Below are 24,411 nucleotides of genomic sequence, written 5' to 3'. Positions count from 1 at the left end.
CACCCCAGATTCGGGAGATCCCATGTTCAAAGGCCTCAGCGCGTTTCCACTTACGCCCCTCTCTGAATCCAACATCGACTTTCGGGCATTTGCGGGATTGGTCGAGCGCCTGGCCGATTCCGGAGTTGACTCGATGGGCGTGCTTGGCTCCACCGGCAGCTATGCCTATCTGGAGAAGCGTGAACGCAAGCGCGTGCTGCGCGAGGCCCTGGCCCACGCAGGAGGCGTACCGGTCATCGCTGGCATCGGCGCACTACGCACCCGGGATGTGCTGGAGCTGGCCCTGGATGCCGAAGATGCGGGTGCCGCAGGCCTGCTGCTCGCGCCCGTGTCCTACCAGCCCCTGAAGGATCATGAGGTGCAAGCGCTGTTTGAAACCATCTGTGCGGCGGTGCGCACGCCGATCTGCGTCTATGACAACCCAGGCACCACGCACTTCCGCTTCACCGATGCACTGCATGGCCGGATTGCCGCGCTGCCCAACATCGCTTCGATCAAGATTCCGCGCCTTGCTGATGATCCGGCCGATGCGGCCGCGCGTGTTGCGGCACTCCGTGCGTGCGTTCCCGCACATGTGACGTTGGGCGTCAGTGGTGACGCATCTGCGGTGCGTGGACTACTGGCGGGGTGCGATGGCTGGTATTCGGTGACCGCCGGGCTGTTCCCCGAGGTTGCGCTGCAGATCACGCGAGCCGTGGGTAGCGGCGATGCGGAGGGCGCTATTGCCCTGTCTGCGCGGCTGGCACCGCTTTGGTCACTGTACGACCGGTTCGGCGGGATTCGCGTCATGGCCTGCTCGGCGGCGCTGCTGGGGCTGTGCGGCGAGGACTGCCTGCCACTGCCGTTGCAGGGGCTGCGTGATGGCGAGCGGGAAGAGGTCGCGACGGTGCTGGGCGGGCTCGGGTTACGGTGAAACCCCGGCGAGCACCTGTCAGGAGGCTGCAGCGGATGGTGACCCCGGCCCGATTCGAACGGGCGACCTTCCCCTTAGGAGGGGGACGCTCTATCCAGCTGAGCTACGGGGCCATGCAGCCGGGAAGTTTACAGGTAAGCGCCCCTGCCCTCCAAGCGTTCATGTTCCATCGCATTTTACTGGCGCGTTGCACCATGGCTGTGCGGGTTGCTCTGCTACCATCGGCGGCTCAGTTCATCGCGTCCCCCACCTGCCCGCGATGGCACCAAACAACGTAACGAAACACAGGAGTCTGCATGTCTTCCGAGCTGCTCAAGTCCCTTGGCCTGGACGCGATCAACGCTGGCACGTACCTGGGCAACGGGGAGTGGTCGAGCGCGACCAGCGGTGAGCTGATCACCCCGGTCAACCCGACCACCGGCGAGCCGATCGCGCAGGTCCGCGCGACCACCGAGGCCGAGTACGACACCGTCGTCGCCCGCGCCCAGGAAGCCTTCAAGGTCTGGCGTACCACGCCGGCGCCGCGCCGCGGTGAAGCCGTGCGCCTGTGCGGTGAAGCACTGCGCAAACACAAGGACGCGCTGGGTTCGCTGGTCGCCCTGGAAATGGGCAAGAGCAAGCCGGAAGGCGATGGCGAGGTGCAGGAGATGATCGACATCGCCGATTTCGCCGTGGGCCAGAGCCGCATGCTGTACGGCTACACCATGCATTCCGAGCGCCCCGGCCACCGCATGTACGAGCAGTACCACCCGCTGGGCCTGGTCGGCATCATCTCGGCCTTCAACTTCCCGGTCGCGGTGTGGAGCTGGAATGCATTCCTGGCCGCCATCTGTGGCGACGTGTGCATCTGGAAGCCGTCCAACAAGACGCCGCTGACCGCCATCGCTTCGATGAAGATCTGCAACGACGCTCTTCGCGAAGCCGGTTTCCCGGACATCTTCTTCCTGATCAACGATGCCGGTACCGCGCTGTCGGAAAAGATGGTCGATGACCGTCGCGTGCCGCTGATCAGCTTCACCGGCTCGACCCAGGTTGGCCGCACCGTCAACGAGAAGGTCGCGCGTCGCCTCGGCCGCTGCCTGCTGGAGCTGGGTGGCAACAACGCCATCATCCTGGACGAAACCGCCGACCTGAAGCTGGCCGTGCCGGGCATCGTGTTCGGCGCGGTCGGTACCGCCGGCCAGCGCTGCACCACCACCCGCCGCCTGATCGTGCACCGCTCGATCTACGCCGACGTGCTGGCCACCCTGGTCAAGGCCTACAAGCAGGTGGAAGGCAAGATCGGCGACCCGACCGACGCCGCCAACCTGATGGGCCCGCTGAACAGCGATGGCGCCGTGCAGCAGTTCCTCGATGCCATCGCCCAGGCCAAGGCCGCCGGCGGCACCATCGAAACTGGTGGCACCCGCATCGATCGCGCTGGCAACTTCGTGCTGCCGGCGATTGTCTCCGGCCTGAAGAACAGCGACGCCGTGGTCCAGCATGAGACCTTCGCGCCGATCCTGTACGTGATGCCGTACGACACCATCGACGAAGCCATCGACATGCAGAACGGCGTGCCGCAGGGCTTGTCGTCCTCCATCTTCACCGCCAACCTGAAGACCGCCGAGAAGTTCCTGTCGGCGGCCGGCAGCGACTGCGGCATCGCCAACATCAACATCGGCACGTCCGGTGCGGAAATCGGCGGCGCGTTCGGTGGCGAGAAGGACACCGGCGGTGGCCGCGAGTCCGGCTCGGATGCATGGAAGGTCTACATGCGCCGCCAGACCAACACCATCAACTACTCCGATTCGCTGCCGCTGGCCCAGGGCATCAAGTTCGATCTGTGATGGCAACGGATCCGGCCACGTCCGTGGGTCAGAGCCCCTCCGGGGATCTGACCCAAGAGAAGGGTCGGATCCCCGCAGGGGCTCCGATCCTCGATTTCACCGGCCGCCGCGTGTTGATCGCCGGCGGCAGCAAGGGCATCGGTCGTGAAATGGCGCTGGCGTTTGCCGGCGCCGGTGCGCAGGTTTCGGTCTGCGCCCGAGGCCAGGTCGGTCTGGATGCACTGCGCGCCGATGCGCGGGCGCAGAACTTCGAACTGCATACGTTCTCCGCCGATCTGGCCGACGCTGGCCAGATCCAGGCTTGGCTGCAAACAGCCGCCGACACACTCGGCGGCATCGACGTGCTGGTCAACAACGCCACCGGCTATGGCATGGCCGACGACGAGGATGGCTGGGCGGCCAGCCTGCAGATCGATCTGATGGCCGCCGTTAGGGCCTCGCGCCTGGCCCTGCCCTGGCTGCGCGCATCCAGCGATGCCTGCATTCTCAACCTGTCGTCGATTGCCGCGCAGCAGCCGCGCCCCGGTGGCGCACCCTACGCCGCCGCCAAGGCCGCGCTGTCGCACTACACCACCTCGCAGGCACTGGCGCTGGCCAAGGATCGGATCCGGGTCAATGCCATCGCACCGGGTTCGATCGAGTTCGATGACGGCCTCTGGGACCGCCGCCGCACCGAAGATCCCGCCCTGTACCACGGTACGCTGGCGAAGATTCCGTTCGGCCGCTTCGGCCACCCGCGCGAGATCGCCGATGCCGCCCTGTTCCTGTGCTCGCCGCTGGCGCGCTGGGTCACCGGCAGCGTGCTCAACGTGGATGGCGGCCAGGTGTTGATGGGCTGACACCGGCATCCCGGTAGCTGCCAACCTTGGTTGGCATGCCTTTCGTCGACCAAGGTCGAGGCCTACCATCGTATCCTCCGGGCATGGGATTGCCAGGGCAGAGGCACTATCATGTGCACACTGCCAAGGAGGACCCCGATGAGCGTGGCACCCCGACAGACAAGCGCCCTGGCCGTGGTCAGCCTGGTCATGGGCATCGCCAGCTGGACCGTCCTGCCCTTCGTGGCCAGCATCGTGGCCATCATCACCGGGCATATGGCCCGCGCCGAGATCCGCCGCCGCCAGCATGAACTGGAAGGCGATGGCCTGGCCGTCACCGGCCTGGTACTGGGCTGGGTGATGGTCGGCGCGGTGATCGCCGCCATCCTGGTTTTCATCCTGTTCTTCGGCGGCCTGGCCTGGCTCGCTGCGATGTCGAACTGAGCGCCATGACCGCCTCCGACAGCACTGAACGCTTCAGCAGCCGCGTCGCCGATTACGTCCGCTACCGGCCCGATTACCCGCCGGCCCTGCTGGACTGGCTGCACGGCCCGATGGGTGTCAACCGCGAGGCGCTGGTCGCCGACATCGGCGCCGGCACCGGCATTTCCAGCCGCCAGTTCCTGGCCAGCGGTCATCCCGTTGTTGCGGTTGAGCCCAATGCGGCCATGCGGGGCGCGGCTGAGCAATGGCTGGCACCGCAGTACCCGCAGTTCCGCGCGGTCGACGGCCGCGCCGAGGCCACCGGACTGGCCGATGCCAGCATTGATCTGGTCAGCGTCGCGCAGGCCTTCCACTGGTTCGATACCGTGGCGGTGCGCGCCGAATGGCAGCGCATCCTGCGCCCCGGCGGCCAAGCGCTGATCTACTGGAATTCGCGCCTGCTCGATGCCAGCCCGTTCCTGGTCGGCTACGAACAGCTGCTGCTGGACTACGGCACCGACTACTCCGCCGTGGCCGAGCGCTACCAGGATAACGCCACCATGCAGGCCTGGTTCGGCAACGGCCTGCGCGGCGCGGTGGAGCTGCCGAACGTGCAGCATCTGGACTTCGATGCCCTGCGCGGGCGCCTGCTGTCCTCCTCCTATGCCCCCCAATCCGGTCATCCGCGCCACGCGCCGATGATCGACGCTTTGCAGGACCTGTTCGCCGCCCATGCGGTCGACGGCCAGGTTGATTTTGAATATCGAACCCGAGCCTTCCTCGGCACGCTGGACTGAACCGACGCATGTATTCGCTTGCCCGCCCCTTCCTGTTCTCGCTCGACGCCGAGCGCGCCCACGGCCTTGGCCTGTCCGCATTGGACCTGGCCTATCGCACCGGCACCACGCCGCTGCTCGCCGCGCGCATCGCGCCGATGCCCAGCACGGTGTTCGGGCTGACCTTCCCCAATCCGGTCGGCCTGGCCGCCGGCCTGGACAAGAACGGCGAGCACATCGACGCACTGTTCGCGCTCGGCTTCGGCTTCGTCGAGATCGGCACAATCACCCCGCGCCCGCAGGCAGGTAACCCGCAGCCGCGGCTGTTCCGCCTGCCCGCACACAACGCGATCATCAACCGCATGGGCTTCAACAATGCGGGCGTGGACGCGCTGGTGCGCAACGTCGAGCGCGCGCGCAACCGTCGCGGCATGCTCGGCATCAACATCGGCAAGAACAAGGACACCCCCAACGAACAGGCCGCAGATGACTACATCGCCTGCCTGGACAAGGTGTACCCGCTGGCCGACTACATCACCGTCAATATTTCCTCGCCGAACACCGCCGGCCTGCGCGAACTGCAGGAAGAAACCTCGCTGCGCCAGCTGGTCAGCCAGCTGCGTGAGCGCCAGGAAAGCCTGGCCGCCCGGTATGGCCGCCGCGTGCCGATGTTGGTGAAGGTTGCACCGGACCTCAGCGAGCGCGACATCGACGCCGCCGCGCGCGTGCTGGGCGAACTGCAGGTGGACGGCGTGATCGCCACCAACACCACCATCGACCACAGCAAGGTGGCCGGCGACCCGCTGGCCAACGAAGCCGGTGGCCTGTCCGGTGCGCCGGTGCTGGAACAGTCCACGCTGGTGCTGCGCCGCCTGCGCGCGCGCCTGCCCGAATCGATGCCGCTGATCGGCGTTGGCGGCATCCTGTCCGGTGCCGACGCGGTGGCCAAGATGGCTGCCGGTGCGGCGCTGGTGCAGTGCTACAGCGGCCTGATCTTCCGCGGCCCGTCGCTGGTATCGGAATGCGTGGAGGCGATCCGTCGCCGCCGCGAAGCGCCGAGCCGCGGCGCGGTGGCCCCGCTGTGAGCGCGCCCATGGATACCGTCGACGGCAATGCCCCGCTGCGCTGGACGCTCACCCGCAACGCGCCGCTGCAGGCACTGAACACCTTCCACGTGCAGGCCAGCGCGGCTCAGCTGCTGGAACTGCACGATGCGGCGCTGCTGCCGGAAGTACTCGCCCTGCCCGACGTGGCCAGCGGCCCGCTGCTGGTGTTGGGTGCAGGCAGCAACGTGCTGATCGCCGAAGACCTCCCCGGCACCGTGCTGGTGTTCGGCAACCGTGACATCAGTTTCCTTGAGCACCGCGCCGACCATGCGGTGATCCGCGCCGGCGCCGGCGTGCCCTGGCACGGCCTGGTGATGTGGTCGCTGCAGGAAGGCCTGTCCGGGCTGGAGAACCTGGCCCTGATTCCCGGTACGGCCGGTGCCGCGCCGATCCAGAACATCGGCGCCTATGGCGCGCAGGTCGGCGAGTTCATCCAGGCCGTCGAAGCCTGGGACTGCCAGGAACAGGCCTGGATACGGCTGGACAACGAACAATGTGGTTTCGCCTACCGCGACAGCGTGTTCAAGCAACAGCCCGATCGCTACCTGATCACCGCCATCGAATTGAAGCTGCCGCTGCTGCATGACCTGCGCATGGACTACGCCGGCATCCGCGAGGAACTGCAGGCGCAGGGCGTGGAATTGCCGAGCGCGGTGGACGTGGCCAATGCGGTGATCGCGATCCGCCGCCGCAAGCTGCCCGACCCGGATGTGCTCGGCAATGCCGGCAGCTTCTTCAAGAACCCGGTGCTGCCGCTGGAGCAGGTCGACGTGCTGCTGCAGCACTTCCCCGAACTGCCGGTGTTTCCGTCCGACCAGGACGGCAAGCGCAAGGTCTCGGCGGCATGGATGATCGAGTCCTGCGGCTGGAAGGGCTTCCGCGAAGGCGATGCCGGCGTGGCGCCGAGCCACGCGCTGGTGCTGGTCAACCACGGCAACGCCACCGGCGCTGAACTGCTGGCATTGGCCCGCCGCATCTCGGCCTCGGTGCTGGAAAAGTTCGGCGTGCCGATCGAACCGGAGCCCCGCCTGCTCGGCGCACAGTGGTGAACACCCCCGCCCTCTCCCCCAGCGCCACCCCGATGCGGGCGGCGCTGTTGATGCTCGGCAGCACCCTGGCGTTCGGCCTGATGGCGGTGGCGATCCGCTATGCCACCCGTTACGTGCCCACCCAGGAAGTGGCATTCTTCCGCAACGCCTTCGGACTGCTCGCGCTGCTGCCGATGCTGCTGCGGCCGGGCCACGCGCCGCTGAAGACGCAGCAGCTGCCGCGCTACTTCGTACGCAGTGCGATTGGCCTCGGCTCAATGCTGTGCGCATTCTGGGCGCTGGGCCATCTGCCATTGGCGCAGGCGGTCTCGCTCTCCTACTCCACGCCGCTGTTCGTCACCATCGCCGCCGTGCTGTGGCTGGGCGAGGTCGTGCGCGTGCGCCGCTGGGCCGCGGTGGTGGTCGGTTTCATCGGCGTGCTGGTGATCGTCCGCCCCGGTACCGCGGGCTTCACTGCGGGCAGCCTGGTGGCGGTGGGTGCGGCCGTGCTCAGTTCGCTGGTGGCGATCCAGATCAAGCAGCTGACCCGCATCGACAGCGCCGACACCGTGGTGCTCTATACCTACGTGTTCTGGGTGCCGCTGTCGCTGATCCCGGCAGTGTTCGTCTGGGTCTGGCCGACCGGCGTGGCCTGGCTGTGGCTGCTGGCCACCGGCGTGCTCGGCACCATCGGCCAGCTGCTGTGGACACGTGCGCTGCGCCTGGGCGAAGTCTCGGCGCTGACCCCGATCAGCTTCCTGCAGCTGCCACTGGTGACGCTGTGCGGCTGGCTGCTGTTCAATGAAACCGTGGATCGATGGACGATCGTCGGTGCCGGCATCATCCTCGCCGCCAACGCCTACATCGCCCACCGCGAAGCGGTGCTGTCGCGCCGCGCAGCGAGCGCTGCGGCCTCATCAGCAGCCAAGCCCGCCGAATGAAAACCGCCTCGATGGACAAGCCCTTGGTAGAGTCGACTGTTAGTCGACTATCGCGCGCAGCGCGGGCTTTGCCCGTTCCAATCGAAGAGCAGTCGACTAACAGTCGACTCTACCCGGCGCGATCCTGGCAACGGCCCAGAATCTAATCCAACGCCCGATACACCCGCTCCGCCGCATCGAACACATTGCCCGGCGCGAACTGCTCTCCCAGGTAATGCAGCGACTGCCGGCGAAGTTGCGGCGAACGCTCCTCACCGTCGCTGCCCAGCAGCACCTGCTGGAACTCGATCAGGTCCTGCAGGATCCGCCAATGCCGGTACCACGCGATCCAGCGCGGATCCCCGAGGTCGCCGCCATAGCCCTCCGCGAAATCGAGCGGATTCTCGCGGCCCCAGCGACCGCCCACGGCGCCACCGATGAACATCAGGTCGCGCTCACGCGGCGCCAGTGACAGGCCATCCCAGTCGATCAGATGCAGACCGCCGTCGTTGCCCATCAGCAGATTGCCGGCATGCAGATCGGTGTGGCACAGATGCAGGTCGACCGGCGCATCCTTCAACGCAGCGTGCAGCTCCAGCGCGTGCGCATGCAGCGCAGCGATGCGCGCATGCTGTTGATCCCAGACCGAAGCGAATGCGCGCCCCAGCCCGTCCTGCGCCACCGCCAGTCCTTCACCGGCCAACCATTGCCCCACCGTCTCCAGCGCCGCGGTTTCCAGCCGTACGATCGGCAATGCCTGCTGCAACTCCGGAGGCAGCGGCGCGCCGTGCAGGCGTCGCAACACCTCCCCCAGCCGCCGCCACTGCGTGCGGCTCAGCGCCGCCTCGAAGCCGGACTGGCCTTCGATATAGGGGAACAGGGTGAACTGCAGGCCCCAGCGCTGCACCGACGCGCCGCCGGTCAGCGCCGGCCATGGCGCGACGATTTCGTCTATGCCGAGGGTGCCGCGCAGCCAATGCAGGCTGTCCCATACCGAGGGATCAACCTGGTAGTTCCGGCATTTCAGCCACCATTGCCCGTGCCGTGCATCAATGCGATACACGCTGGCATTGGCGTCGGCGCCCACCGGGCGCGGCACCACCGCAGTGGCGGTGATGCCATAGGATTGCTGAAGGACTTCGCCGAGATGCTGCGCCGAAGCGAATGACATGGATGCAAACGGAAAGTATTACCTGCCGCCACTATCGCAGATGACTTCGCTGCGACACAGACATGTCCGTCACAACATCGTGCGGTGCAACCAAAGAACTAGCCTGCGATGCGCCGCATCACTGCCTCCAGCGGACCGCGCGCAAACTGCCATGACCACAGCCACGCCGCAGCGGTCGCGAGCATCAGGAACAGCAGTGCCCACAGCAGTACCGAGGCCAATGACGCGCTGCCGTCCAGGAGGCCCAGGCTTTCCAGCGTGCCCATGCCCAGCAGGATGTGGCCGACATACAGGGTCAAGGTCATGCGTCCCGCCGCCGTGAAGGGTTCCAGCCAGTCACCCGGGTGTACCCGCGTGAGCCACAGGCAGGCGGCAATCACACTGCAGGCCGCGCCCGCCCCGGTCAGTACATAGGCAGGACCCGGCGGCATCGGCTGCGTTCCCAGCCATGCCTGCCACGGCGTTCCCTGCGCCAGATGCTGCACACCATGGCCGGCGCCGATCAGCAGCAGGCCCAGCACCAGCAACCCGCGTTGCACCCGCGGCTGCGCCAGTGGCAGGCGCGCCAGCAGCATGCCCAGCAGGAAGAAGCACAGCCATGGCATCAACGGGTGGAAACCGTTGAACAACAGGTTTCGCGCCGCACCCGGCCACTGCCACAGGCCGGCGTACTCCAGCGTCTGCCAGTTCCAGCCTTCGCTGTAGTTCCAGTGCAGCAGCGCCCAGAACGAAACCAATGCCAACGCCACGATGCTGGCCAGCAGGATGCGCGGCGATGCTCGCAGCCACAGCACCGCCAGCGCGAAGTACACCGCGTAGTAGTGCAGGATATCGGCCGGGAACAGGATCAGGTTGAGCAGGCCCAGCACCAGCAGGAACACGGCGCGCCGCCAGGTCTGCACGCTGGCCTGCCACCAGGGCTGCCGCTGCGTTGCCAGCACCAGGCCCAGCCCGGCCAGGGTGACGAACGTCGCCGAGGCCTTGCCTTCCAGCAGATGGAAGAAGCCTGCCAACCAGCTCGTACCCTCTGCAGGCACGGCCATCGCCAGACGGAAGTTGACCAGCACCATGCCGGCCAGTGCGAGGTAACGCGCCAGGTCCAGCCCGTGCAACCGCCGGTCCACGGTGCTCATGCACGCGCCCCCAGCAGCAGCGCGAGCAGGCCAAGATCCAGCGATGCATCGTCGGTGCCATCGGCTTCGCCCAGTCCCCGACGCAGCGCATCGCTTTCGATCGCATCCAACAGCACCTGCGCCTGCAGCGCCGGGGCCAGCGCGGGTCGCCGCCGCTCGCGCTGCGCAACACGCTGCAGGGCATCGCCCAGCGCCTGCTGCAGCTGCCTGCGGTTGGTCGCAAAGGCCTCGGCCACGGCAGGGTTGCGTGCACTCTCGGCCAGCACCTCGACCGCAAGTGTTGCCCATTCCGGCTGCCGGCACAGCGCATGGAAGTCCTGCAGGAAGGCCATCACCTGTGTGCGTTCGCCATCGGACGCGGCCAGTCGCTGCAGCAACGGTGCCAGTTCTTCGCTCTCGGCCACCGCCACTGCAAGGATGATCGCTTCCTTGCCCGGGAAGTGGTTGTAGAGATTGCCCAGGCTGACGCCGGCCGCCTGCGCGATGTCACGCATGCTGGTCTGGTGGAATCCCTTCACGAGGAAGCACTGCAGGGCGGCCTGCAGGATCTGCGCGATGCGTTGCTCGTTGCGGTCGGCTCGGTTCATGGCGAAAATAGTGAACGAACGTTCGTCCAATTAGAAGCTGACGATCCGGCCGAGGTCGGGCTCCGTTCAGCCAGCCTTGACCTCAACTGCGGTTGAGGCCCGATGCTGCGCGGCCTGTCCCACGCTCAACCCGGAGTTCCTGCATGCCACGGATGATCACCACCCTGCTCGACAGCCGCGTGCTGTGGTTCCTCGCCCGACTGCTGTTGGCCGTGGTGTTCCTGTCCTCGGGCCTGGCCAAGCTGCTGGCGTGGGACAACAGCGTGGCCGAAATGCAGGCGGCCGGGCTGCAACCGCCTGTTATGTTCAACATCGCCAGCGCCGTGGTGCTGCTGGGCGGCGCAGTGTGCCTGCTGCTTGATCGCCTGCTCTGGCTGGGCAGCGGCGCGCTGGCGGTGTTCATGCTGCTGACCATCGTCATCGTGCATACCTTCTGGAACAAGCACGGCGCCGAACAGCAGCTGGCCCTGTTCTTCGCGCTGGAACACCTGAGCGTGGTCGGTGGCCTGATCTGCGCGGCCATCGCCAGCCATGCGCGGGCTCAGAAGAACTCGTCGAGCAACCGGTAGAACGCCAGCCGGCGCTCGTCGGCCACCGCGCCGTAGCGTTGGAACAACGGCGCGACCCAGCGCGTATCACCGAAATTGTGGACAAGGCTGCGCGCGGCCAGCGCAAGGTCCTGATAGCGGTCGGCCACACCCAGCCGGCCACAATCGATGAAACCACTGAAGCGGCCCTCGGCAACCATCAGGTTGGGCAGGCAGGCATCACCGTGGCTGACCACCAGATCTTCATGTGCGGGCTGGCTGGCGAGCAGCTCGGCAAGCACCTGCTGCGCGCTCTGCCCCAGGCGCTCATCATCGAAATCATCGGCATCGACCAGGCCTGCTTCGGCGCGCGCCACCGCGGCCTGCACGCGCGAGGCCAGGCGCTGATCGAACGGACATGCTGCCACCGGCAACGCATGCAGCCCGCGCAACGCATCGGCCAGCACCTCCACCAGCCGCTGCGGGACGAGTTCCGGCGAGGACGCCAGGTCACGGCCGGGCAGCGCGCTCATCAGCAACCAGCGCCGGCCAGCGTCCTCGGCGGTGGCGATCACCGTCGGCACCGGCTGGCCCTGCGCCTGCAGCCAACGCAGGCGGGCGATCTCATCGCCCAGCTCACTGAAGGGATCGATCACTTCCGATTTCAGGAAGGCATCGGCCTGCCCCGGTCGATGCACGCGGGCGACGTCCGCACGCGAAACCCCGATCGACTGCCGCTCGATGCGCGCGCCGGCCAGCGCTTCGCGCCACGCCGATGGCAACGGCATGCCGTCGCTGCTTGCGTGTGTTGCCTGCATGCCGGGGTGCTCCAGTTGCCGGTGACCCCATGGATTCTCGCTCATTCCGCGCCGACCGCCGCCAACAGCGCGGCCGCTAGATACAGGCCGAGACCGAACACACTGTGCGCCACCAGGCTGCGCAGGCGCGCCTTGCCCGGCGCTGGCGTTTTCGATGCCGCAATGCCCGCGCCCATGCCCGGTTGCAGGATGAAGAAGGGCGCGGCCACACTGAGAATGCCGAAGGCCAGCGCCGGCAGCAGGGTCGGTGCACGCACCCAGTCAACGCCGACCACCGCCAGCAGCAGCCCGGCGAAGATCACCCCGATCAGGTAATGCGCGGTCCAGCCCAGCGCGCGTTCACCGCCGACCACCGCCGAGCGGCCGATGCCATCGTGGCGGAAGCGCCCGCGCGGCAGATGGCCCAGCCAGCGGCCCACCATCGCGAAGTCCAACGAAGGAATGCCGAGCAGGCGCCGCTGCAACAGCGCCCACAGATCCATCACTGCGGTCGCGCCCACACCGATCAGCACCGCGTCCACTACCCATGTCGCCAACCCGCTCATATCGCGCACCTTCAATTATTTGCTTGAATGATAGAGCGATGCTAGCGTGCGCCGCATGAACGCCGCAACCGAGCCGCCCCCCTCGCCGCTGGAAGCACTGGCCGAGATCGCCCGCACCCTCGGCCATGCCCACCGCCTGGCCCTGCTGGAACACATCGCCCAGGGTGAACGCGCGGTGGAACGGCTGGCCGAACTGACAGGGCTGTCGGTGGCCAATACCTCCCAGCATCTGCAGCAGCTGCGCCGCGCTGGCCTGGTGCAGACCCGTCGCGACGGCAAGCGCATCCTGTACCGCAGTGGTGATGGCCCGCTGGGCAACCTGATGGCCGCGCTGCGCGACTACGCCGACCACCAGCGCAGCGAAATGCACGATGTGATTGCCGACAGCGTGCTGCGCCGCGATGCATTGGATGGGCTGACGGTGGAACAGCTGCTGCAGCAACGAGACAATGTGGTGTTGCTGGATGTGCGGCCGCAGGAAGAGTTCGCGCTCGGACATCTGCCCGGCGCGCTGAACATTCCCGTTACAGAATTGCGCGCACGGATGGACGAACTGCCGCGTGCCGTCCACATTGTGGCCTATTGCCGCGGGCCCTACTGCGTGCTTTCCAACGATGCGGTGGCGATGCTGCGCGAGGCCGGACTGACCGCGCAGCGGCTCGCCGCCGGCTACCCCGAATGGAAAGCCGCGGGCCTGCAGGTCGATCTGCCCCAGCACTGAGTGAGTTGCGTGTCATGGATGATGTGTTCTCCCCGTTGATCGACAACTGCTGGCGGCGCCTGTTCGCGGGCGAACGCGTCCTGCAGGATGACCCGACGCTGCACATTGCCTGCAGCGACGACCTCGATGAGGGCGAGAACGGCATGCTGCTGCAGCCGGTTTCCGGCCCCGCGCGCGCACTGCTGCGCCCTGTCCTGGCTGAACGCCTGCAACTGCAGGCACGCGCGCACTGGACCCTGGAACATCTGCAACAGCGCCTGATCGACATCGGCCAGCGCACGCATGGCGCAGACCGCATTTTCTGTTTCCCTGCCGCATCCCTGGCGGCATTGGCCGAACACCCTGCTCCACCCCACATCCGCCGTCTCGGCCCAGCCGACGCTGCTGCGTTTGACGTGTTCCAGGCCAGCGCCAGTGAGGAGGATCTCGATGCCGCCTGGGTCGAACTCGAACACTGGCAGGTATTCGGCGCCTTCGACGGCGAGCGGCTGGCCGCTGCCGGCAGCGTGTATCCGTGGAGCCTGGATCCGACGCTTGCCGACATGGGCGTGCTGACCCTGCCGGCGGCCCGTGGCTGCGGTCATGCACGCCATCTGGTGCAGGCCATGGCCCTGTCCGCGCAGGTGTCCGGGCTGCAGCCGCAGTACCGCTGCCAGCTCGACAACATGGCATCGCTCATCACCGCCGAACGCGCCGGCCTGCGCGCGTTCGGTGACTGGGACATCATTCTGGCGGCCGCGTGAGGCCGCCGCAGCACAACAAGGAAGCAACATGAAGTTGATGATCATCGGCGCCAGCCGGGGCCTGGGGCGCGCGTTCGTGGAAGGCCTGTGCGGCCCAGGTGACACCGTCATCGGTGTCTCGCGTACCCGCCCACGCGACATCGCCTGCCCCGAAGGCGTCACCCTGCAATGGATCGAAGCAGACCTGTCCCAGCCGACCGTGGCTGCCGACCACATCGCGGCGCAGGCACCGGCCGATATCGATGTGCTGATCCACAACCTGGGCATCTGGGAAGACAGGGCCTTCAGCGACGCGTACGACTTCCTCGATGAAAGTGATGCGGCGCTCACGCAGCTGGTCGACGTCAACATCAGCGCGACCCTGGTGCTGCTGCAGCGCCTGTTGCCCCGCGTGCTGACCTCGCCGCGTCCGCAGCTGGTGCTGACCGGCTCGACCTCCGCGCTGCCGCGCAGTGGCCGCCCGGAAGTGGCATTCGGCGCCTCCAAGTTCGCCCTCAACGGTATTGCCGATGCGTTGCGCGAAGGCTTCCGCGACCGTCGGCTGGCGGTGACCAGCTTGCAGCTGGGGTATCTCAATACCGACGATGCGCTTTCGGTGCCGGTATCCGAAGCCGCCACACGCGGTGAAGGCGAGCTGGTGCCGGTGCATGACGTGGTGACGATGGTGCGGGCGCTGCTGCAGCTGTCACCGTCCGGCTTCGTGCGCGAGCTGGTACTGCCGGCCATCGCCGACCCGCGCTACTGACTGCATCGGCCCGGCGTGGGCTCAACCTCGTCGCGCAGCAGGTACCACAGCACGAGGGCTGAAATTACCGTGGCAGCGGCCAGGATCAACAGCTGGCTGTGGACCGCGCCCAGGTACGCCTGGGCCAGAACCGTTCTGGATACGCCGGGCAGCTCCTGCGCAACACCGGCAAGGTCGCCCATGGACAGCTTGTGCGATGTGGCACGGGCCACGTGACCGACCTCCAGCATCATGCTCCGACTGATACCGGCCGAGAGCATGATGCCGACCACGGCGAGCGCGATTGCATCACCGGCCAATCGCATCGCGTTGAAGATGCCAGCAGCCATGCCTGCCTGCTCCTTGCCGACCACGCTGACCGCAAGACCATCCATGATTCCCCACGGAAGCCCGATACCGATACCGATGGCCAACATCGGCATCCACCGTTGCGGCGGGGACTCGAACACCTGTGCCAGCCACGCGAGACCAGCCGCAGCGATCAACAGACCGGCACAGCACAACGCCCGCGCGGGAATCCATCGCAGCAGATAACCGGACGCCAGCGGAACGACAAGCAATGGACCCGACAATGCTGCCATCGCCAGCCCGGCTTCGGTTGGCCGCAGGCCTTCCACACCAATGAAGCCCGCCGGCAGCATGACCAGCAGCACCACGTAGCAGAACGCGGGCGCCACGGCCAGAATCTGCACCCCGACAAAGCGCCGGTTGCGGAGCAGTTCGAGGTCCAGCAGCGGCGTGCGATGGGACCGCTCCACCGCAATGAATGCTGCCAGCAGAACGACCGAGAGCAGTAGCGGTACAAGCGTCTGCGGATGCAGTCCACCGAACTCTGGAAGCACGATCATCGCGTAGGTGAGTGAACCCAGGGAAAGCGTGAAGGTTGCCGCCCCCAGCCAATCCAACCGGGGCGAGCCTGAATTCTTCGATTCGACGGATGTAACGGCGATCAACGGTACGGTCAACGCGGCCAGCAGCGCGGGCAGAAAGAACACCCACTCCCAGCCCAGGCCATCGATCAGCCCGCCGGCCAGCAAGGGCCCGCCCGCAGCCCCTGCGCCGAAGGTGGTCCCGATCAGACTGAACACCCTGGCCCGCGCCTGGCCGTCGAACACCTGTGCCAACGACGCCATCGCGCCGGCAAACGCTGCCGCCGCGGCCATTCCCTGCAGCAGCCTCATGCCATTCATCCATGCCACATCGGGCATCAAGGGAATCAGGCCGGTGACGATCGCAAACAGCAGGGCACCCAGGATCCAGATCCTGCGCCTGCCGTACAGATCGGCCAATCCACCGGCCACCAGCGTCGTACTGCCGTAGGTCAGCAGATAGGCGTTGATCATCCAGGACAGCTCTGCGGGAGACCCGCCCAATGCAGCACGTATCGCAGGGATGGCCACCGCGGGGCTGGCGATGCTCAGTGGAATGATGAGGGCGGTCAGGCAGCCGGCAAGGACCAGCCCCCGAGCGGACGATTCGGCAGCCCGCGAATAGGGAACAGACATGTGGATGAAGCTTCAACATGGCCAAGCGCCATGGGATTGATGCTATCGACGACATGATTCTGGAAAAATCCCACATCAGGTCCATACTTTCATGACACCAACGTCATCAATCACCAATCATGGACAGCCTTGCCGGTCTCAGTCTCTTCGTTCTGGTCGCCGAGGCGCGCAGCTTCGCCGCCGCAGCTCGCCAGCGTGGCATCACCCCTTCGGCGGCAAGCAAGACCATTGCCCGCCTGGAGGAGCGCCTGGGAGCCCGCCTGCTGAATCGCAATACCCGCAGTGTCAGCCTGACTGCCGAGGGCGAGCAATTCCTTGAACGCTGCCGCCGCATCATGGTCGAAGTCGCTGCCGCCGAGCGTGAGCTGACCGATGCCCACGCCGCGCCCAGCGGTCGCCTGAAAGCAAGTCTTCCTCTTGTAAGCGGCCTGATGCTGCCGCTGCTTTCCGCATTCGCGCACCGCTTTCCGGCCATAGAACTGGACCTGCACTTCAGTGATCGTCTTGTCGATGTCATCGAGGAAGGCTTCGACGTCGTCGTTCGGACAGGCAGTCCCGCCGACTCCCGGCTGCACGGCCGCAACCTGGGCAGCACCCGGCTGCTCTGCGTGGGTGCCCCTGCGTACTTCGCGAACCGAGGCACGCCACGGCACCCGGACGAGCTGGGCGGCCACGCATGCCTTCTCCATCGTTTTCCCGGCACCGGCCTGATCGAGCGATGGCCGCTTCAGGCAAACGCTGCAGGCCAGGACGTGCGGCTGATGCCTGCAATGACCGCCAATCATCTTGAGACAATCCTGCACATGGCCATTGATGGCCACGGCATTGCGTGCCTGCCCGACTTCGCCACACGGGACGCGCTTGGCAACGGCACGCTGGTCAGCATCCTGGACGAATGGACCACCGAACAAAGCACCTTCTGGGCACTCTGGCCAAGCCATCGTCATCTGCAACCGCGCGTGCGTGTGTTCGTCGATTTCATGGCCGGCCACCTTCTCCCTGAGGGCGGCGGTCACAATTGAACCTGCGCGCTGCTGCGACTACCCTGCTCGTCATTGGCCGTCGGTCACAGGCGGGAACCTGCTATGGATGCGCTTTCACGGGTCTCGGCCCAGGTCCTGGACAGCGCCCTGCCCAGCCTGCCGTTGTACCTGCTGCAGGCCACGGCGGTGATCGGCATGATCGGCGTACTGCTGATCGCCACCCGCCGCTCCGGCCACGCTATTGAAGGCCGCCGCCTGTATGTAGGCGTAGCACTCGGCCTGATCTACCTGTTCAACGCCTGGTTCGTCGCCGGCTACACCCAGGGCGTGGTCAAGCTCAATCTCGGCTTCGACGTCCTGCTGATCAGTGGCCTGCTCGGTGGCTGGCGCGGCGGTCTGGCCTGCCTGGCCGCCAGCCTGCTGGCCCGTTACCAGTTCTCAGGCACCCCGTACTTCCTTCCCGCCAGCATCGAAGCCACGTTGCAGGTGATGGCCGGCATCTGGCTGCGCACGCGCCTGCACCCACGCATGCTCAGCGAGCTGTCAGCGCGCATGATCCTGCAGGCATGGGGCGTGCGCATCGCAGTGACAGCGCTGGGGCTGGCGCTGGGCGTGGCCATCATCGGTGCCGCGCAGTTGCCGGTTGCCGAGCTGGCGATCCAGCGCGTACTGGCACTGCCGGTGTCGCTGCTGGTGCTCGGCGCAGTGTTCGCGCTGGTCTACAACGATGCACAGATCGATACGCAGCGGCAGCGTGAGCAAGCCTGGTTGCGCATCGACCCGATCAGTGGCCTGCCCAACATGCGCGCGCTCGGCGAACGGCTGAAGCACTACTGGCGTGACAATGATGGCGTCGGCAAGGCCTGCCTGGTGGTGGCCGAGATGGGCAACCTGCGCGACCTCCGCCTGCGCTATGGGCCGCTGCAGGACAACGGCCTGTGGCGGCATGACAGCACCGACGAAGTGCATCAGCTGCTGCCCTCGCTACCGGCGCACCAACTGGAGATCTACCAGTTCGGCGACGCTGCGCTGGCGATCCTGGTACGTGACACCTCGCTGCCCGAGCTGCGCACGCAGTCGCAGATCACCGATCTGGCTCGCAACCTGGCTGATCTGGTCGGGCGCGACTGGCCGGGCTTCCGGCCACTGTTCCGCTGTGCGGTAGTCGAGCTGAAGCCACCGGCCACTGCCGACGATGGCCATCTCCCGTTCCGTGCGATCACCCTGGCGCTGAGTGCGATCGAGTCGGGCGTGGTGTTTTTCGATGACCCGGTCCAGCGCGACAGCGAGATCGACGCATTGATCGAGCGCGCACTCGAGCACTGGCTGCAGCATGGCGACGCGCCGCTGTGCTACCAGCCCAAGCATCGCCTGCAGGACCGCCAGCTGGTCGGCGCCGAAGCATTGCTGCGCATGCGTGACGGCGAGAACCGCTTGATCGCGCCGATGCGGGTGATCTCGTTGCTGCGTCGGCACGGCCGGCTGGCCGATCTGGAATGGGCCACGCTGCAGTCAGCCATCCAGTTCCTGCAGCGCTGCCATCAGGAAGGCAGCAAGCTGACGATCGCGGTCAATGTTTCCGCCGAATCCCTGCGCCTGCCCGACTTCGGTCTGCGCCTGCAGGAGCTGCTGCAGCTGCACGACATCCCCGGTGCGATGCTGCGGCTGGAAATCGTCGAGTGGACCGAGATCGTCGAGCGCGACGTGGTCGATGCCAACATCGCACAGCTGCTGGCAGCCGGGGTCACCCTGTCGCTGGATGATTTCGGCGCGGGCTATTCGACCCTGATCCTGCTTTCGCAGCTGGCCATCGCCGAGGTCAAGATCGAGCAGGCGTTGATCGCCACGCTGTCCGATGCCAAGTCGCAGTCGATCGTGCGCTTCATCGTCGAAGTCGCGCACCGCTGCGGTGCGATCGTGGTGGCCGAAGGCACTGAAACCCTGGCCCAGGAACAGCAACTGCGCGCACTGGGGGTGGATGTCGGCCAGGGTTATCTGTACTCGGCGGCATTGCCGGCCGACGAGTTCCGCCGCTTCGCTGCCAGCTAGATCGCGTAGAAACCCAGGAACATCGCTACCGCCGATTCGGCCACGCGTGCACGCTCCTGTTCGTTCAACGGCGCCTGACCCATCGTCACCTGCGGCCAGAACGCAAAGCTCTTCACCAGGCCGTGCAGCTGGTGACCGGCGAACTCCGGATCCACCTTGCGCAGCCGGCCGTCGGCGATCGCCGCGCGGATCCAGGCACTCTCGCCACTTTCCTTCTCGCCCATGCGGCAGACGATGGCCTGCGCACGTTCCGGCGAATGGATGATCTCGGCCATTGCCACCCGTGCCAGGTCGATGAAGTTGGCATCGCTGAGCAGTTCCAGCTTCTGCCCCAGCAGCTGCATCAGCTGCGCCTGCAGCGGCTGGTCGGCGCGGTACGGCAGTGCGTCGCTGGCCACGCTGCGCTCCCACAGCTCCTCCAGGATCATCGAGAACAACGCTTCCTTGCTCGGGAAGTGGTTGTAGACGGTGCGCTTGGAGACCCCGGCCACTTCGGCGATGCGGTCCATGCTGGTCGCCTCGTACCCCGCCGCACGGAACTCCTCCACCGCCGCGCGCACGATGGCGTCGCGTTTGCGGTCGGTCAGGCGTTGCGGGGCACGGGGCATGGCAGGAACCAGATAGCTGAACGGATCTGCACATTTTACACCGTTCAGTGTACTTTTGAAAAACACGAAACTACACTGTGCAGTGTACCCAGCGGACGTCACCCATGAAGCGCCTGCTCCTTGTCCTTTTGCTTGGAATCCTCGCCGTGACCGCCTACACCTTCTGCAAGTCCTGGTCCCTCCCCGACTTCCCCGAATCGCCGCAGTACCGCGACGGCAAGTTCCGTAATGCCCTGCCGCGTCCGGCGATGGGCCTGCGCGATGGCGCGGAGATCTGGTGGACGTTCCTGTTCAACAAGCCCAAGGGCACCGTGCCCGCCCACCCCATTCCGGTGCTGCCGCTGGACCGCGCCACCCTGGACGCCGCGCCTGATCGCAGCCTGTTCCGGCTTGGGCATTCCACGATCCTGCTGAAGCTGCGCGGGCAGTACTGGCTGACCGATCCGGTGTTCTCCGAGCGCGCTTCGCCGGTGCAATGGATGGGCCCGGCCCGCTTCCACGCGCCGCCGATCAGCATCGACCAACTGCCGCCGATCGCCGGCGTGATCCTCTCGCACAACCACTACGACCACCTGGACCATGCCGCGGTGATGCAGCTGGCCGGCAAGACCGCGCGCTTCATCGCACCGCTGGGTGTGGGCGACCAGCTGATTGCGTGGGGCGTGGACGCCAGCAAGGTGGAACAGCTGGATTGGTGGCAGTCCACCGAAGCCAGCGGCCTGCGCCTGACCGCCACCCCGGGCCAGCATTTCTCCGGCCGTGGGCTGGGCGACAGCGATCGCAGCCTGTGGGCGTCGTGGGTGATCCAGGACGGCGACTTCCGCATCTTCTTCAGTGGCGATACCGGCTACTTTGACGGTTTCAAGGCCATCGGTGAGAAGTACGGCCCGTTCGACCTGACCATGATCGAAACCGGTGCCTACGACCCGCGCTGGGCGTTCGTGCACATGCAGCCCGAACAGACCCTGCAGGCGCACCTGGACTTGCGCGGCAAGTGGCTGCTGCCGATCCACAACGGCACCTTCGACCTGGCCCTGCACGAATGGCAGCAGCCCTTCGAACGCATCACCGCCTTGGCGGAGGCAAACAGCGTGCCGGTCGCCACGCCGATGATGGGCGAAGCGCTGGACATGCAGGCGCCTAGCGCCGGCACGCGCTGGTGGGAGCAGGTGCAGCTGTAACCAGCAACCGCCCTTGCCTGGAACCCTCTGCCGCACCCGCCTCGCGCGGGTGTTGCAGCAGGCGCAGCCGCCTCTGGGGGCCCGGACGGGGACCTGCAGCGGGTCGGCCGCCTGATTGTTCGACCATCCGGATAATATTGGCGGATCAAGGGGGATTATCCGTCAGGAAATTACGCTCAGGATGATCGTGCGCCATGTGGGTGCACCTTCCTGGATCTGAACATGAACATCGCTTCCTCAGCCCCCGTTGCCCTTGTCACCGGCGGCTCGCGCGGTATCGGTGCCGCCATCTCCCGCCGCCTCGCCGCCGATGGCTTCTCGGTTGCCATCAACTATGCCGGCCGTCACGAAGAAGCCGAAGCACTGGCCGCCGAACTGATGGCCAACGGCGGCCAGGCCATCGCACTTCAAGCCGATGTTGCCAATCCTCAGGCGGTGCAATCCCTGTTCAATGCCATTGAGGCCCGCTTCGGCGGTATCGATGTGGTCGTGCACAGTGCCGGGGTACTGGAACTCGCTGCGCTGGCCGAAAGCGAAGACGCGCTGTTCGACCGCCTCATCGCCATCAACCTGAAGGGTGCGTTCAATGTGCTGCGCGAGAGCGCACGACGGGTTCGCGATGGCGGCCGCATCGTCACCCTGTCCACCAGCGTGGTCGGATTCAAGCTCGAGCGTTATGGCGTCTATGCGGCAAGCAAGGCGGCGGTGGAAACCATGAGCGCCATCCTCAGCAAGGAGCTGCGCGGCCGCGGCATCACCGTGAACGCCGTCGCACCGGGCCCGACGGCAACGAGCCTGTTCCTGGAAGGCAAGTCAGCCGAACTGATCGACCGGTTGGCAAAGATGAGCCCGCTTGAACGCCTGGGTACGCCGGATGACATCGCCGCTGCTGTGGCCTTCCTGGCCGGTACCGACGGCGGGTGGATCAACGGTCAGGTTCTGCGTGCCAACGGCGGCGCGGTCTGAACCACGGAGAGACGCCATGAATCCGATCCCCGTTTCCCGCAGCGCTTACGCCCTCGTCACCGTGACCGCAGCGGTCACCGCTGCCTTCGCCGCAGCCGGAGCGCTGCATGCCGGCTGGCCAGTGTGGACGATGTTCATCGGTTGGATTGCCTTTTTCACCCAGCTGCAGGGCACGCGCTCCACGATCGAAAACCTGGCCTGCGTCTGGTTCGGGCTGGGCATCGGCGCATTGGCAACACTTGCAGTGGGCCTGCTCTCTCACCCATTGGATCCCTCGTTGGCCGTGCCCGTCGTTGTACTGGTCGTAGCGCTGTGCGTGGTTGCCCTGCGTGGCCTGCCGGTGTTGAACAACCTGCTGGGGTACTTCCTCGGACTGGTCAGCTGGTTCGCGGCCCACCTTGAGCCCTCGCTGGCCCATCTCTCCGAGCTGGCCGCGGCCAGCGCCCTCGGTTCACTGGCCGCCTGGACCGCACACACCGTGCCGCAGCGCCTGTTGGCCCGCGCCCGGCCATGACCCTCTCTTCTTCTGGAGCTCCCATGTCACACACCATCCTGATCACCGGCGCATCCTCCGGCTTCGGCCTGATGACCGCCAAGGCACTGGCCCTTGCCGGCCACGTCGTCTACGCCTCGATGCGCGAAACACGCGGGCGCAATGCAACGCGGGTGGCCGACATCGCACAGTGGGCAGACGCGCATCACGCCGACCTTCGCAGCGTCGAACTGGACGTACAGTCGGACGCGTCCAGCCAGGCGGCGGTCGAACAGGTGCTGACCGACGCAGGCGCGCTCGACGTCATCGTGCATAACGCCGGGCACATGGTGTTCGGGCCGGCTGAAGCGTTCACCCCGGAACAGCTGATGCAGCAGTACGACGTCAACGTACTGGGCACACAGCGGGTGAACCGCGCCGCGCTTCCGCACCTGCGCCGCCGTGGCAACGGCCTGCTCGTCTGGATCGGCTCGTCCTCCACACGCGGTGGCACTCCTCCGTTCCTTGCGCCCTATTTCGCCGCCAAGGCAGCCATGGATGCACTGGCCGTGTCCTATTCAACCGAACTGTCGCGGTGGGGCATCGAGACCACCATCATGGTGCCGGGTGCATTCACCAAGGGCACCAACCATTTCCTGCATTCGGGCACGCCCGCCGATACCGCCATCGCGGCCGACTATGAGAACGGTCCCTACGCCGGTGTCGCCGACCAGGCGCTGAAGGGCCTGGTAGGGTTGGAGCCTGCAGATGCCGATCCCGAGGAGGTCGCGCGGCAGATCGTGCGGGTCGTGGGCCTGCCACACGGACATCGGCCGTTCCGGGTACATGTAGACCCCTCACAGGACGGCGCCGAAGTGGTCAATGCCGTTGCCGATCGCATGCGACGCGAGATGTACACCGCCATCGGTCTCGCAGACCTGCTCTCGCCACGAGGCTGAAGCGGGAGTGGCAGCGCACCTGCAAGGCGCCTTCGAGCGCCCTGCAGGACGCCAGCGGTGATGACGGCGCTGATGCGGTCGCCCTGCACTACACCTTGGGCTGCAGCCTGCGCCCTTCGCGTGCCAGATTCAGCTGCAGTGCGGCGGCGGCGAGATCGGACATTTCCGTGGTGACTTTCTCGCTGCCGCGCGCGCGCATCCACCCCAGAATGTCGGCGAGATGCCAGATGGAGGTTGAGCCGTCGTGCACCGGGGATGGAAACGACTGCGGGTTGGCCAGCATGAGCTTGCGCATGTTCTGGCGTGACACCCCGAGCAGATCGGCCACGTCCGTGAGCCCCACCAGATCGGGGCTCACTTCCACCAGTTCGGCACCCGGCACGGCCCGTTGCACGTCATCGACGGCCGAGCACAACGCAGCCACCGCGCTGTCGGCGTCACGGCAGAAGGCCAGCGCCATCCTTCCGGGCAGGCCGCTGCCCAGAAGGGCATCGTCACACCCCGCCTCTACCAGCCGCCGCTCGAGCACACCCACGTCATCGCAGATGTCCGGCAAGCGGTACTTCAGGGTGAAATTGAATTCCATCATCTGCCACCTCACTTCCATCAACGCCTGATCTCATTGCTCACGACTGCAGTTCTCGACCACACGGCGCAAGGCGCGCGCGTGATTGCCAGGACTGCGCGGCGTGCTCCAGATGCTCACGACGCAGAACTCTCCACATCGGCAGTCGGTGTCGTTGTAAGGGCAATACATGCGGCCCCACGCATGGCTCCCACCTACACGGAGGGTCCAACCTCGAGCTTCCGCGAACCGCAGTACCCATTCGATGTCCTTGTCGGGATGACGAGCACGAGACATTCCTTGTTCTCCCTAGTCTGCAC

The 24,411-nt window shown here is 66.3% G+C and carries 26 protein-coding genes and 1 tRNA gene; 18 read left to right on the top strand and 9 right to left on the bottom strand.

The window, feature by feature from the left end; translation table 11 throughout:
- Nucleotides 1-22 precede the first annotated feature (22 nt).
- On the top strand, nucleotides 23-913 hold the full coding sequence (locus tag SMAL_RS08865; RefSeq protein WP_012510861.1) for a dihydrodipicolinate synthase family protein: 891 nt from the start codon (nucleotides 23-25) through the stop codon (nucleotides 911-913).
- A gap of 36 nt (nucleotides 914-949) precedes the next feature.
- Here SMAL_RS08865 and SMAL_RS08860 read toward each other — a convergent pair.
- Nucleotides 950-1,026: transfer RNA gene (locus tag SMAL_RS08860), tRNA-Arg, on the bottom strand.
- A 183-nt stretch (nucleotides 1,027-1,209) separates the two neighbouring features.
- On the opposite strand from SMAL_RS08860, the gene amaB reads away from it, so the two are divergent.
- From amaB to SMAL_RS08825, 7 genes are all read left to right on the top strand, one after another.
- Nucleotides 1,210-2,742 carry an L-piperidine-6-carboxylate dehydrogenase gene (gene amaB / locus SMAL_RS08855; RefSeq protein ID WP_012510860.1) on the top strand — a complete coding sequence of 511 codons (1,533 nt, stop codon included), beginning with the start codon at nucleotides 1,210-1,212 and terminating at the stop codon, nucleotides 2,740-2,742.
- Entirely contained in the window at nucleotides 2,742-3,581 is an 840-nt protein-coding gene (locus tag SMAL_RS08850; RefSeq protein WP_012510859.1) for an SDR family NAD(P)-dependent oxidoreductase, read from the top strand. The genes amaB and SMAL_RS08850 overlap by 1 nt, the downstream gene beginning before the upstream one ends.
- Nucleotides 3,582-3,719: 138 nt before the next feature.
- Complete coding sequence (locus tag SMAL_RS08845) at nucleotides 3,720-4,004, top strand: DUF4190 domain-containing protein (protein WP_012510858.1); 285 nt, start codon at nucleotides 3,720-3,722, stop codon at nucleotides 4,002-4,004.
- Nucleotides 4,005-4,009: 5 nt separating this feature from the next.
- On the top strand, nucleotides 4,010-4,780 hold the full coding sequence (locus SMAL_RS08840; RefSeq protein WP_012510857.1) for a class I SAM-dependent methyltransferase: 771 nt from the start codon (nucleotides 4,010-4,012) through the stop codon (nucleotides 4,778-4,780).
- A gap of 8 nt (nucleotides 4,781-4,788) precedes the next feature.
- The gene (locus tag SMAL_RS08835) at nucleotides 4,789-5,844 is read left to right on the top strand and encodes a quinone-dependent dihydroorotate dehydrogenase (protein ID WP_012510856.1); all 1,056 of its coding nucleotides are present in this window, start codon (nucleotides 4,789-4,791) and stop codon (nucleotides 5,842-5,844) included.
- A gap of 8 nt (nucleotides 5,845-5,852) precedes the next feature.
- Nucleotides 5,853-6,914, top strand: a complete 1,062-nt coding sequence (murB, locus tag SMAL_RS08830; protein ID WP_012510855.1) for a UDP-N-acetylmuramate dehydrogenase — start codon at nucleotides 5,853-5,855, stop codon at nucleotides 6,912-6,914.
- Between the two features lie 32 nt (nucleotides 6,915-6,946).
- A complete protein-coding gene (locus SMAL_RS08825; protein WP_041864507.1) occupies nucleotides 6,947-7,834 on the top strand; it encodes a DMT family transporter in 888 nt (295 codons plus the stop codon).
- 142 nt (nucleotides 7,835-7,976) lie between these two features.
- Here the strand turns inward: SMAL_RS08825 and SMAL_RS08820 are convergent, their stop codons facing one another.
- The 3 genes from SMAL_RS08820 to SMAL_RS08810 all read right to left on the bottom strand — a co-directional run bounded on the left by SMAL_RS08820 (nucleotide 7,977) and on the right by SMAL_RS08810 (nucleotide 10,704).
- Nucleotides 7,977-8,984, bottom strand: a complete 1,008-nt coding sequence (locus SMAL_RS08820) for an aminoglycoside phosphotransferase family protein (RefSeq protein ID WP_012510853.1) — start codon at nucleotides 8,982-8,984, stop codon at nucleotides 7,977-7,979.
- Nucleotides 8,985-9,082: 98 nt separating this feature from the next.
- Nucleotides 9,083-10,117, bottom strand: coding sequence for a DUF418 domain-containing protein (locus SMAL_RS08815; protein WP_012510852.1), 1,035 nt, complete (start codon nucleotides 10,115-10,117; stop codon nucleotides 9,083-9,085).
- A complete protein-coding gene (locus SMAL_RS08810) occupies nucleotides 10,114-10,704 on the bottom strand; it encodes a TetR/AcrR family transcriptional regulator (protein WP_012510851.1) in 591 nt (196 codons plus the stop codon). The genes SMAL_RS08815 and SMAL_RS08810 overlap by 4 nt, the downstream gene beginning before the upstream one ends.
- Before the next feature lie 143 nt (nucleotides 10,705-10,847).
- Between SMAL_RS08810 and SMAL_RS08805 the strand changes: the two genes are divergently transcribed.
- Nucleotides 10,848-11,273: a DoxX family protein gene (locus SMAL_RS08805; RefSeq protein WP_012510850.1), complete on the top strand. Its 426-nt coding sequence runs from the start codon at nucleotides 10,848-10,850 to the stop codon at nucleotides 11,271-11,273.
- Here the strand turns inward: SMAL_RS08805 and SMAL_RS08800 are convergent.
- Together SMAL_RS08800 and SMAL_RS08795 are read right to left on the bottom strand one after the other, a co-directional pair.
- A complete protein-coding gene (locus SMAL_RS08800; RefSeq protein WP_012510849.1) occupies nucleotides 11,246-12,049 on the bottom strand; it encodes an APH(3')-II family aminoglycoside O-phosphotransferase in 804 nt (267 codons plus the stop codon). The genes SMAL_RS08805 and SMAL_RS08800 overlap by 28 nt on opposite strands.
- 41 nt (nucleotides 12,050-12,090) lie before the next feature.
- Nucleotides 12,091-12,594 (bottom strand): DUF2938 domain-containing protein, encoded by a 504-nt coding sequence (locus SMAL_RS08795; RefSeq protein ID WP_012510848.1) that lies wholly within the window; start codon nucleotides 12,592-12,594, stop codon nucleotides 12,091-12,093.
- 55 nt (nucleotides 12,595-12,649) lie between these two features.
- Here SMAL_RS08795 and SMAL_RS08790 point away from each other — a divergent pair, with 55 nt between their 5' ends.
- From SMAL_RS08790 to SMAL_RS08780, 3 genes are read left to right on the top strand one after another with little or no spacing between them, the layout of a single operon-like run.
- Entirely contained in the window at nucleotides 12,650-13,315 is a 666-nt protein-coding gene (locus SMAL_RS08790; protein WP_012510847.1) for an ArsR/SmtB family transcription factor, read from the top strand.
- A gap of 14 nt (nucleotides 13,316-13,329) precedes the next feature.
- Entirely contained in the window at nucleotides 13,330-14,058 is a 729-nt protein-coding gene (locus SMAL_RS08785; protein ID WP_012510846.1) for a GNAT family protein, read from the top strand.
- 28 nt (nucleotides 14,059-14,086) lie between these two features.
- A complete protein-coding gene (locus SMAL_RS08780; RefSeq protein ID WP_006362652.1) occupies nucleotides 14,087-14,803 on the top strand; it encodes an SDR family NAD(P)-dependent oxidoreductase in 717 nt (238 codons plus the stop codon).
- Here SMAL_RS08780 and SMAL_RS08775 read toward each other — a convergent pair.
- Entirely contained in the window at nucleotides 14,797-16,308 is a 1,512-nt protein-coding gene (locus SMAL_RS08775) for an MFS transporter (RefSeq protein WP_012510845.1), read from the bottom strand. The two genes, SMAL_RS08780 and SMAL_RS08775, sit on opposite strands and share 7 nt — an antisense overlap.
- A gap of 119 nt (nucleotides 16,309-16,427) precedes the next feature.
- On the opposite strand from SMAL_RS08775, the gene SMAL_RS08770 reads away from it, so the two are divergent.
- Both SMAL_RS08770 and SMAL_RS08765 read left to right on the top strand, forming a co-directional pair.
- Nucleotides 16,428-17,330: a LysR substrate-binding domain-containing protein gene (locus SMAL_RS08770; protein ID WP_006362647.1), complete on the top strand. Its 903-nt coding sequence runs from the start codon at nucleotides 16,428-16,430 to the stop codon at nucleotides 17,328-17,330.
- Between the two features lie 63 nt (nucleotides 17,331-17,393).
- Nucleotides 17,394-19,340, top strand: coding sequence for an EAL domain-containing protein (locus SMAL_RS08765; protein ID WP_012510844.1), 1,947 nt, complete (start codon nucleotides 17,394-17,396; stop codon nucleotides 19,338-19,340).
- On the opposite strand, the gene SMAL_RS08760 is transcribed toward SMAL_RS08765, so the two are convergent.
- Complete coding sequence (locus tag SMAL_RS08760; protein ID WP_012510843.1) at nucleotides 19,337-19,948, bottom strand: TetR/AcrR family transcriptional regulator; 612 nt, start codon at nucleotides 19,946-19,948, stop codon at nucleotides 19,337-19,339. The genes SMAL_RS08765 and SMAL_RS08760 overlap by 4 nt on opposite strands.
- Nucleotides 19,949-20,052: 104 nt before the next feature.
- Between SMAL_RS08760 and SMAL_RS08755 the strand changes: the two genes are divergently transcribed.
- The 4 genes from SMAL_RS08755 (at nucleotide 20,053) to SMAL_RS08740 (ending at nucleotide 23,526) form a co-directional block, all read left to right on the top strand.
- Nucleotides 20,053-21,129 carry an MBL fold metallo-hydrolase gene (locus SMAL_RS08755; RefSeq protein ID WP_012510842.1) on the top strand — a complete coding sequence of 359 codons (1,077 nt, stop codon included), beginning with the start codon at nucleotides 20,053-20,055 and terminating at the stop codon, nucleotides 21,127-21,129.
- A gap of 222 nt (nucleotides 21,130-21,351) precedes the next feature.
- The gene (locus SMAL_RS08750; protein ID WP_012510841.1) at nucleotides 21,352-22,095 is read left to right on the top strand and encodes an SDR family oxidoreductase; all 744 of its coding nucleotides are present in this window, start codon (nucleotides 21,352-21,354) and stop codon (nucleotides 22,093-22,095) included.
- Between the two features lie 16 nt (nucleotides 22,096-22,111).
- Nucleotides 22,112-22,609, top strand: a complete 498-nt coding sequence (locus SMAL_RS08745) for a DUF1097 domain-containing protein (RefSeq protein ID WP_012510840.1) — start codon at nucleotides 22,112-22,114, stop codon at nucleotides 22,607-22,609.
- Between the two features lie 23 nt (nucleotides 22,610-22,632).
- A complete protein-coding gene (locus SMAL_RS08740) occupies nucleotides 22,633-23,526 on the top strand; it encodes an SDR family oxidoreductase (RefSeq protein WP_012510839.1) in 894 nt (297 codons plus the stop codon).
- A gap of 88 nt (nucleotides 23,527-23,614) precedes the next feature.
- Here SMAL_RS08740 and SMAL_RS08735 read toward each other — a convergent pair whose 3' ends face one another.
- Complete coding sequence (locus SMAL_RS08735; RefSeq protein ID WP_041864643.1) at nucleotides 23,615-24,112, bottom strand: helix-turn-helix transcriptional regulator; 498 nt, start codon at nucleotides 24,110-24,112, stop codon at nucleotides 23,615-23,617.
- Between the last annotated feature and the right edge of the window lie 299 nt (nucleotides 24,113-24,411).

Source organism: Stenotrophomonas maltophilia R551-3, assembly GCF_000020665.1.
Classification (GTDB): domain Bacteria; phylum Pseudomonadota; class Gammaproteobacteria; order Xanthomonadales; family Xanthomonadaceae; genus Stenotrophomonas; species Stenotrophomonas maltophilia_L.
This window is presented reverse-complemented; position numbering and strand designations above follow the sequence as displayed.

Excerpts from the sequence above, each read along its gene's own strand:
- SMAL_RS08765 (WP_012510844.1), top strand. The coding sequence starts at position 17,394 with ATGGATGCGCTTTCACGGGTCTCGGCCCAGGTCCTGGACAGCGCCCTG.
- SMAL_RS08845 (WP_012510858.1), top strand. The coding sequence starts at position 3,720 with ATGAGCGTGGCACCCCGACAGACAAGCGCCCTGGCCGTGGTCAGCCTG.
- SMAL_RS08805 (WP_012510850.1), top strand. The coding sequence starts at position 10,848 with ATGCCACGGATGATCACCACCCTGCTCGACAGCCGCGTGCTGTGGTTC.
- SMAL_RS08745 (WP_012510840.1), top strand. The coding sequence starts at position 22,112 with ATGAATCCGATCCCCGTTTCCCGCAGCGCTTACGCCCTCGTCACCGTG.
- SMAL_RS08865 (WP_012510861.1), top strand. The coding sequence starts at position 23 with ATGTTCAAAGGCCTCAGCGCGTTTCCACTTACGCCCCTCTCTGAATCC.
- SMAL_RS08795 (WP_012510848.1), bottom strand. The coding sequence starts at position 12,594 with ATGAGCGGGTTGGCGACATGGGTAGTGGACGCGGTGCTGATCGGTGTG.
- SMAL_RS08825 (WP_041864507.1), top strand. The coding sequence starts at position 6,947 with ATGCGGGCGGCGCTGTTGATGCTCGGCAGCACCCTGGCGTTCGGCCTG.
- SMAL_RS08750 (WP_012510841.1), top strand. The coding sequence starts at position 21,352 with ATGAACATCGCTTCCTCAGCCCCCGTTGCCCTTGTCACCGGCGGCTCG.
- SMAL_RS08740 (WP_012510839.1), top strand. The coding sequence starts at position 22,633 with ATGTCACACACCATCCTGATCACCGGCGCATCCTCCGGCTTCGGCCTG.
- SMAL_RS08840 (WP_012510857.1), top strand. The coding sequence starts at position 4,010 with ATGACCGCCTCCGACAGCACTGAACGCTTCAGCAGCCGCGTCGCCGAT.
- SMAL_RS08810 (WP_012510851.1), bottom strand. The coding sequence starts at position 10,704 with ATGAACCGAGCCGACCGCAACGAGCAACGCATCGCGCAGATCCTGCAG.
- SMAL_RS08790 (WP_012510847.1), top strand. The coding sequence starts at position 12,650 with ATGAACGCCGCAACCGAGCCGCCCCCCTCGCCGCTGGAAGCACTGGCC.
- SMAL_RS08850 (WP_012510859.1), top strand. The coding sequence starts at position 2,742 with ATGGCAACGGATCCGGCCACGTCCGTGGGTCAGAGCCCCTCCGGGGAT.
- SMAL_RS08835 (WP_012510856.1), top strand. The coding sequence starts at position 4,789 with ATGTATTCGCTTGCCCGCCCCTTCCTGTTCTCGCTCGACGCCGAGCGC.
- SMAL_RS08735 (WP_041864643.1), bottom strand. The coding sequence starts at position 24,112 with ATGGAATTCAATTTCACCCTGAAGTACCGCTTGCCGGACATCTGCGAT.
- SMAL_RS08780 (WP_006362652.1), top strand. The coding sequence starts at position 14,087 with ATGAAGTTGATGATCATCGGCGCCAGCCGGGGCCTGGGGCGCGCGTTC.
- murB (WP_012510855.1), top strand. The coding sequence starts at position 5,853 with ATGGATACCGTCGACGGCAATGCCCCGCTGCGCTGGACGCTCACCCGC.
- SMAL_RS08770 (WP_006362647.1), top strand. The coding sequence starts at position 16,428 with ATGGACAGCCTTGCCGGTCTCAGTCTCTTCGTTCTGGTCGCCGAGGCG.
- SMAL_RS08815 (WP_012510852.1), bottom strand. The coding sequence starts at position 10,117 with ATGAGCACCGTGGACCGGCGGTTGCACGGGCTGGACCTGGCGCGTTAC.
- SMAL_RS08820 (WP_012510853.1), bottom strand. The coding sequence starts at position 8,984 with ATGTCATTCGCTTCGGCGCAGCATCTCGGCGAAGTCCTTCAGCAATCC.
- SMAL_RS08800 (WP_012510849.1), bottom strand. The coding sequence starts at position 12,049 with ATGCAGGCAACACACGCAAGCAGCGACGGCATGCCGTTGCCATCGGCG.
- SMAL_RS08755 (WP_012510842.1), top strand. The coding sequence starts at position 20,053 with ATGAAGCGCCTGCTCCTTGTCCTTTTGCTTGGAATCCTCGCCGTGACC.
- SMAL_RS08785 (WP_012510846.1), top strand. The coding sequence starts at position 13,330 with ATGGATGATGTGTTCTCCCCGTTGATCGACAACTGCTGGCGGCGCCTG.
- SMAL_RS08775 (WP_012510845.1), bottom strand. The coding sequence starts at position 16,308 with ATGTCTGTTCCCTATTCGCGGGCTGCCGAATCGTCCGCTCGGGGGCTG.
- SMAL_RS08760 (WP_012510843.1), bottom strand. The coding sequence starts at position 19,948 with ATGCCCCGTGCCCCGCAACGCCTGACCGACCGCAAACGCGACGCCATC.
- amaB (WP_012510860.1), top strand. The coding sequence starts at position 1,210 with ATGTCTTCCGAGCTGCTCAAGTCCCTTGGCCTGGACGCGATCAACGCT.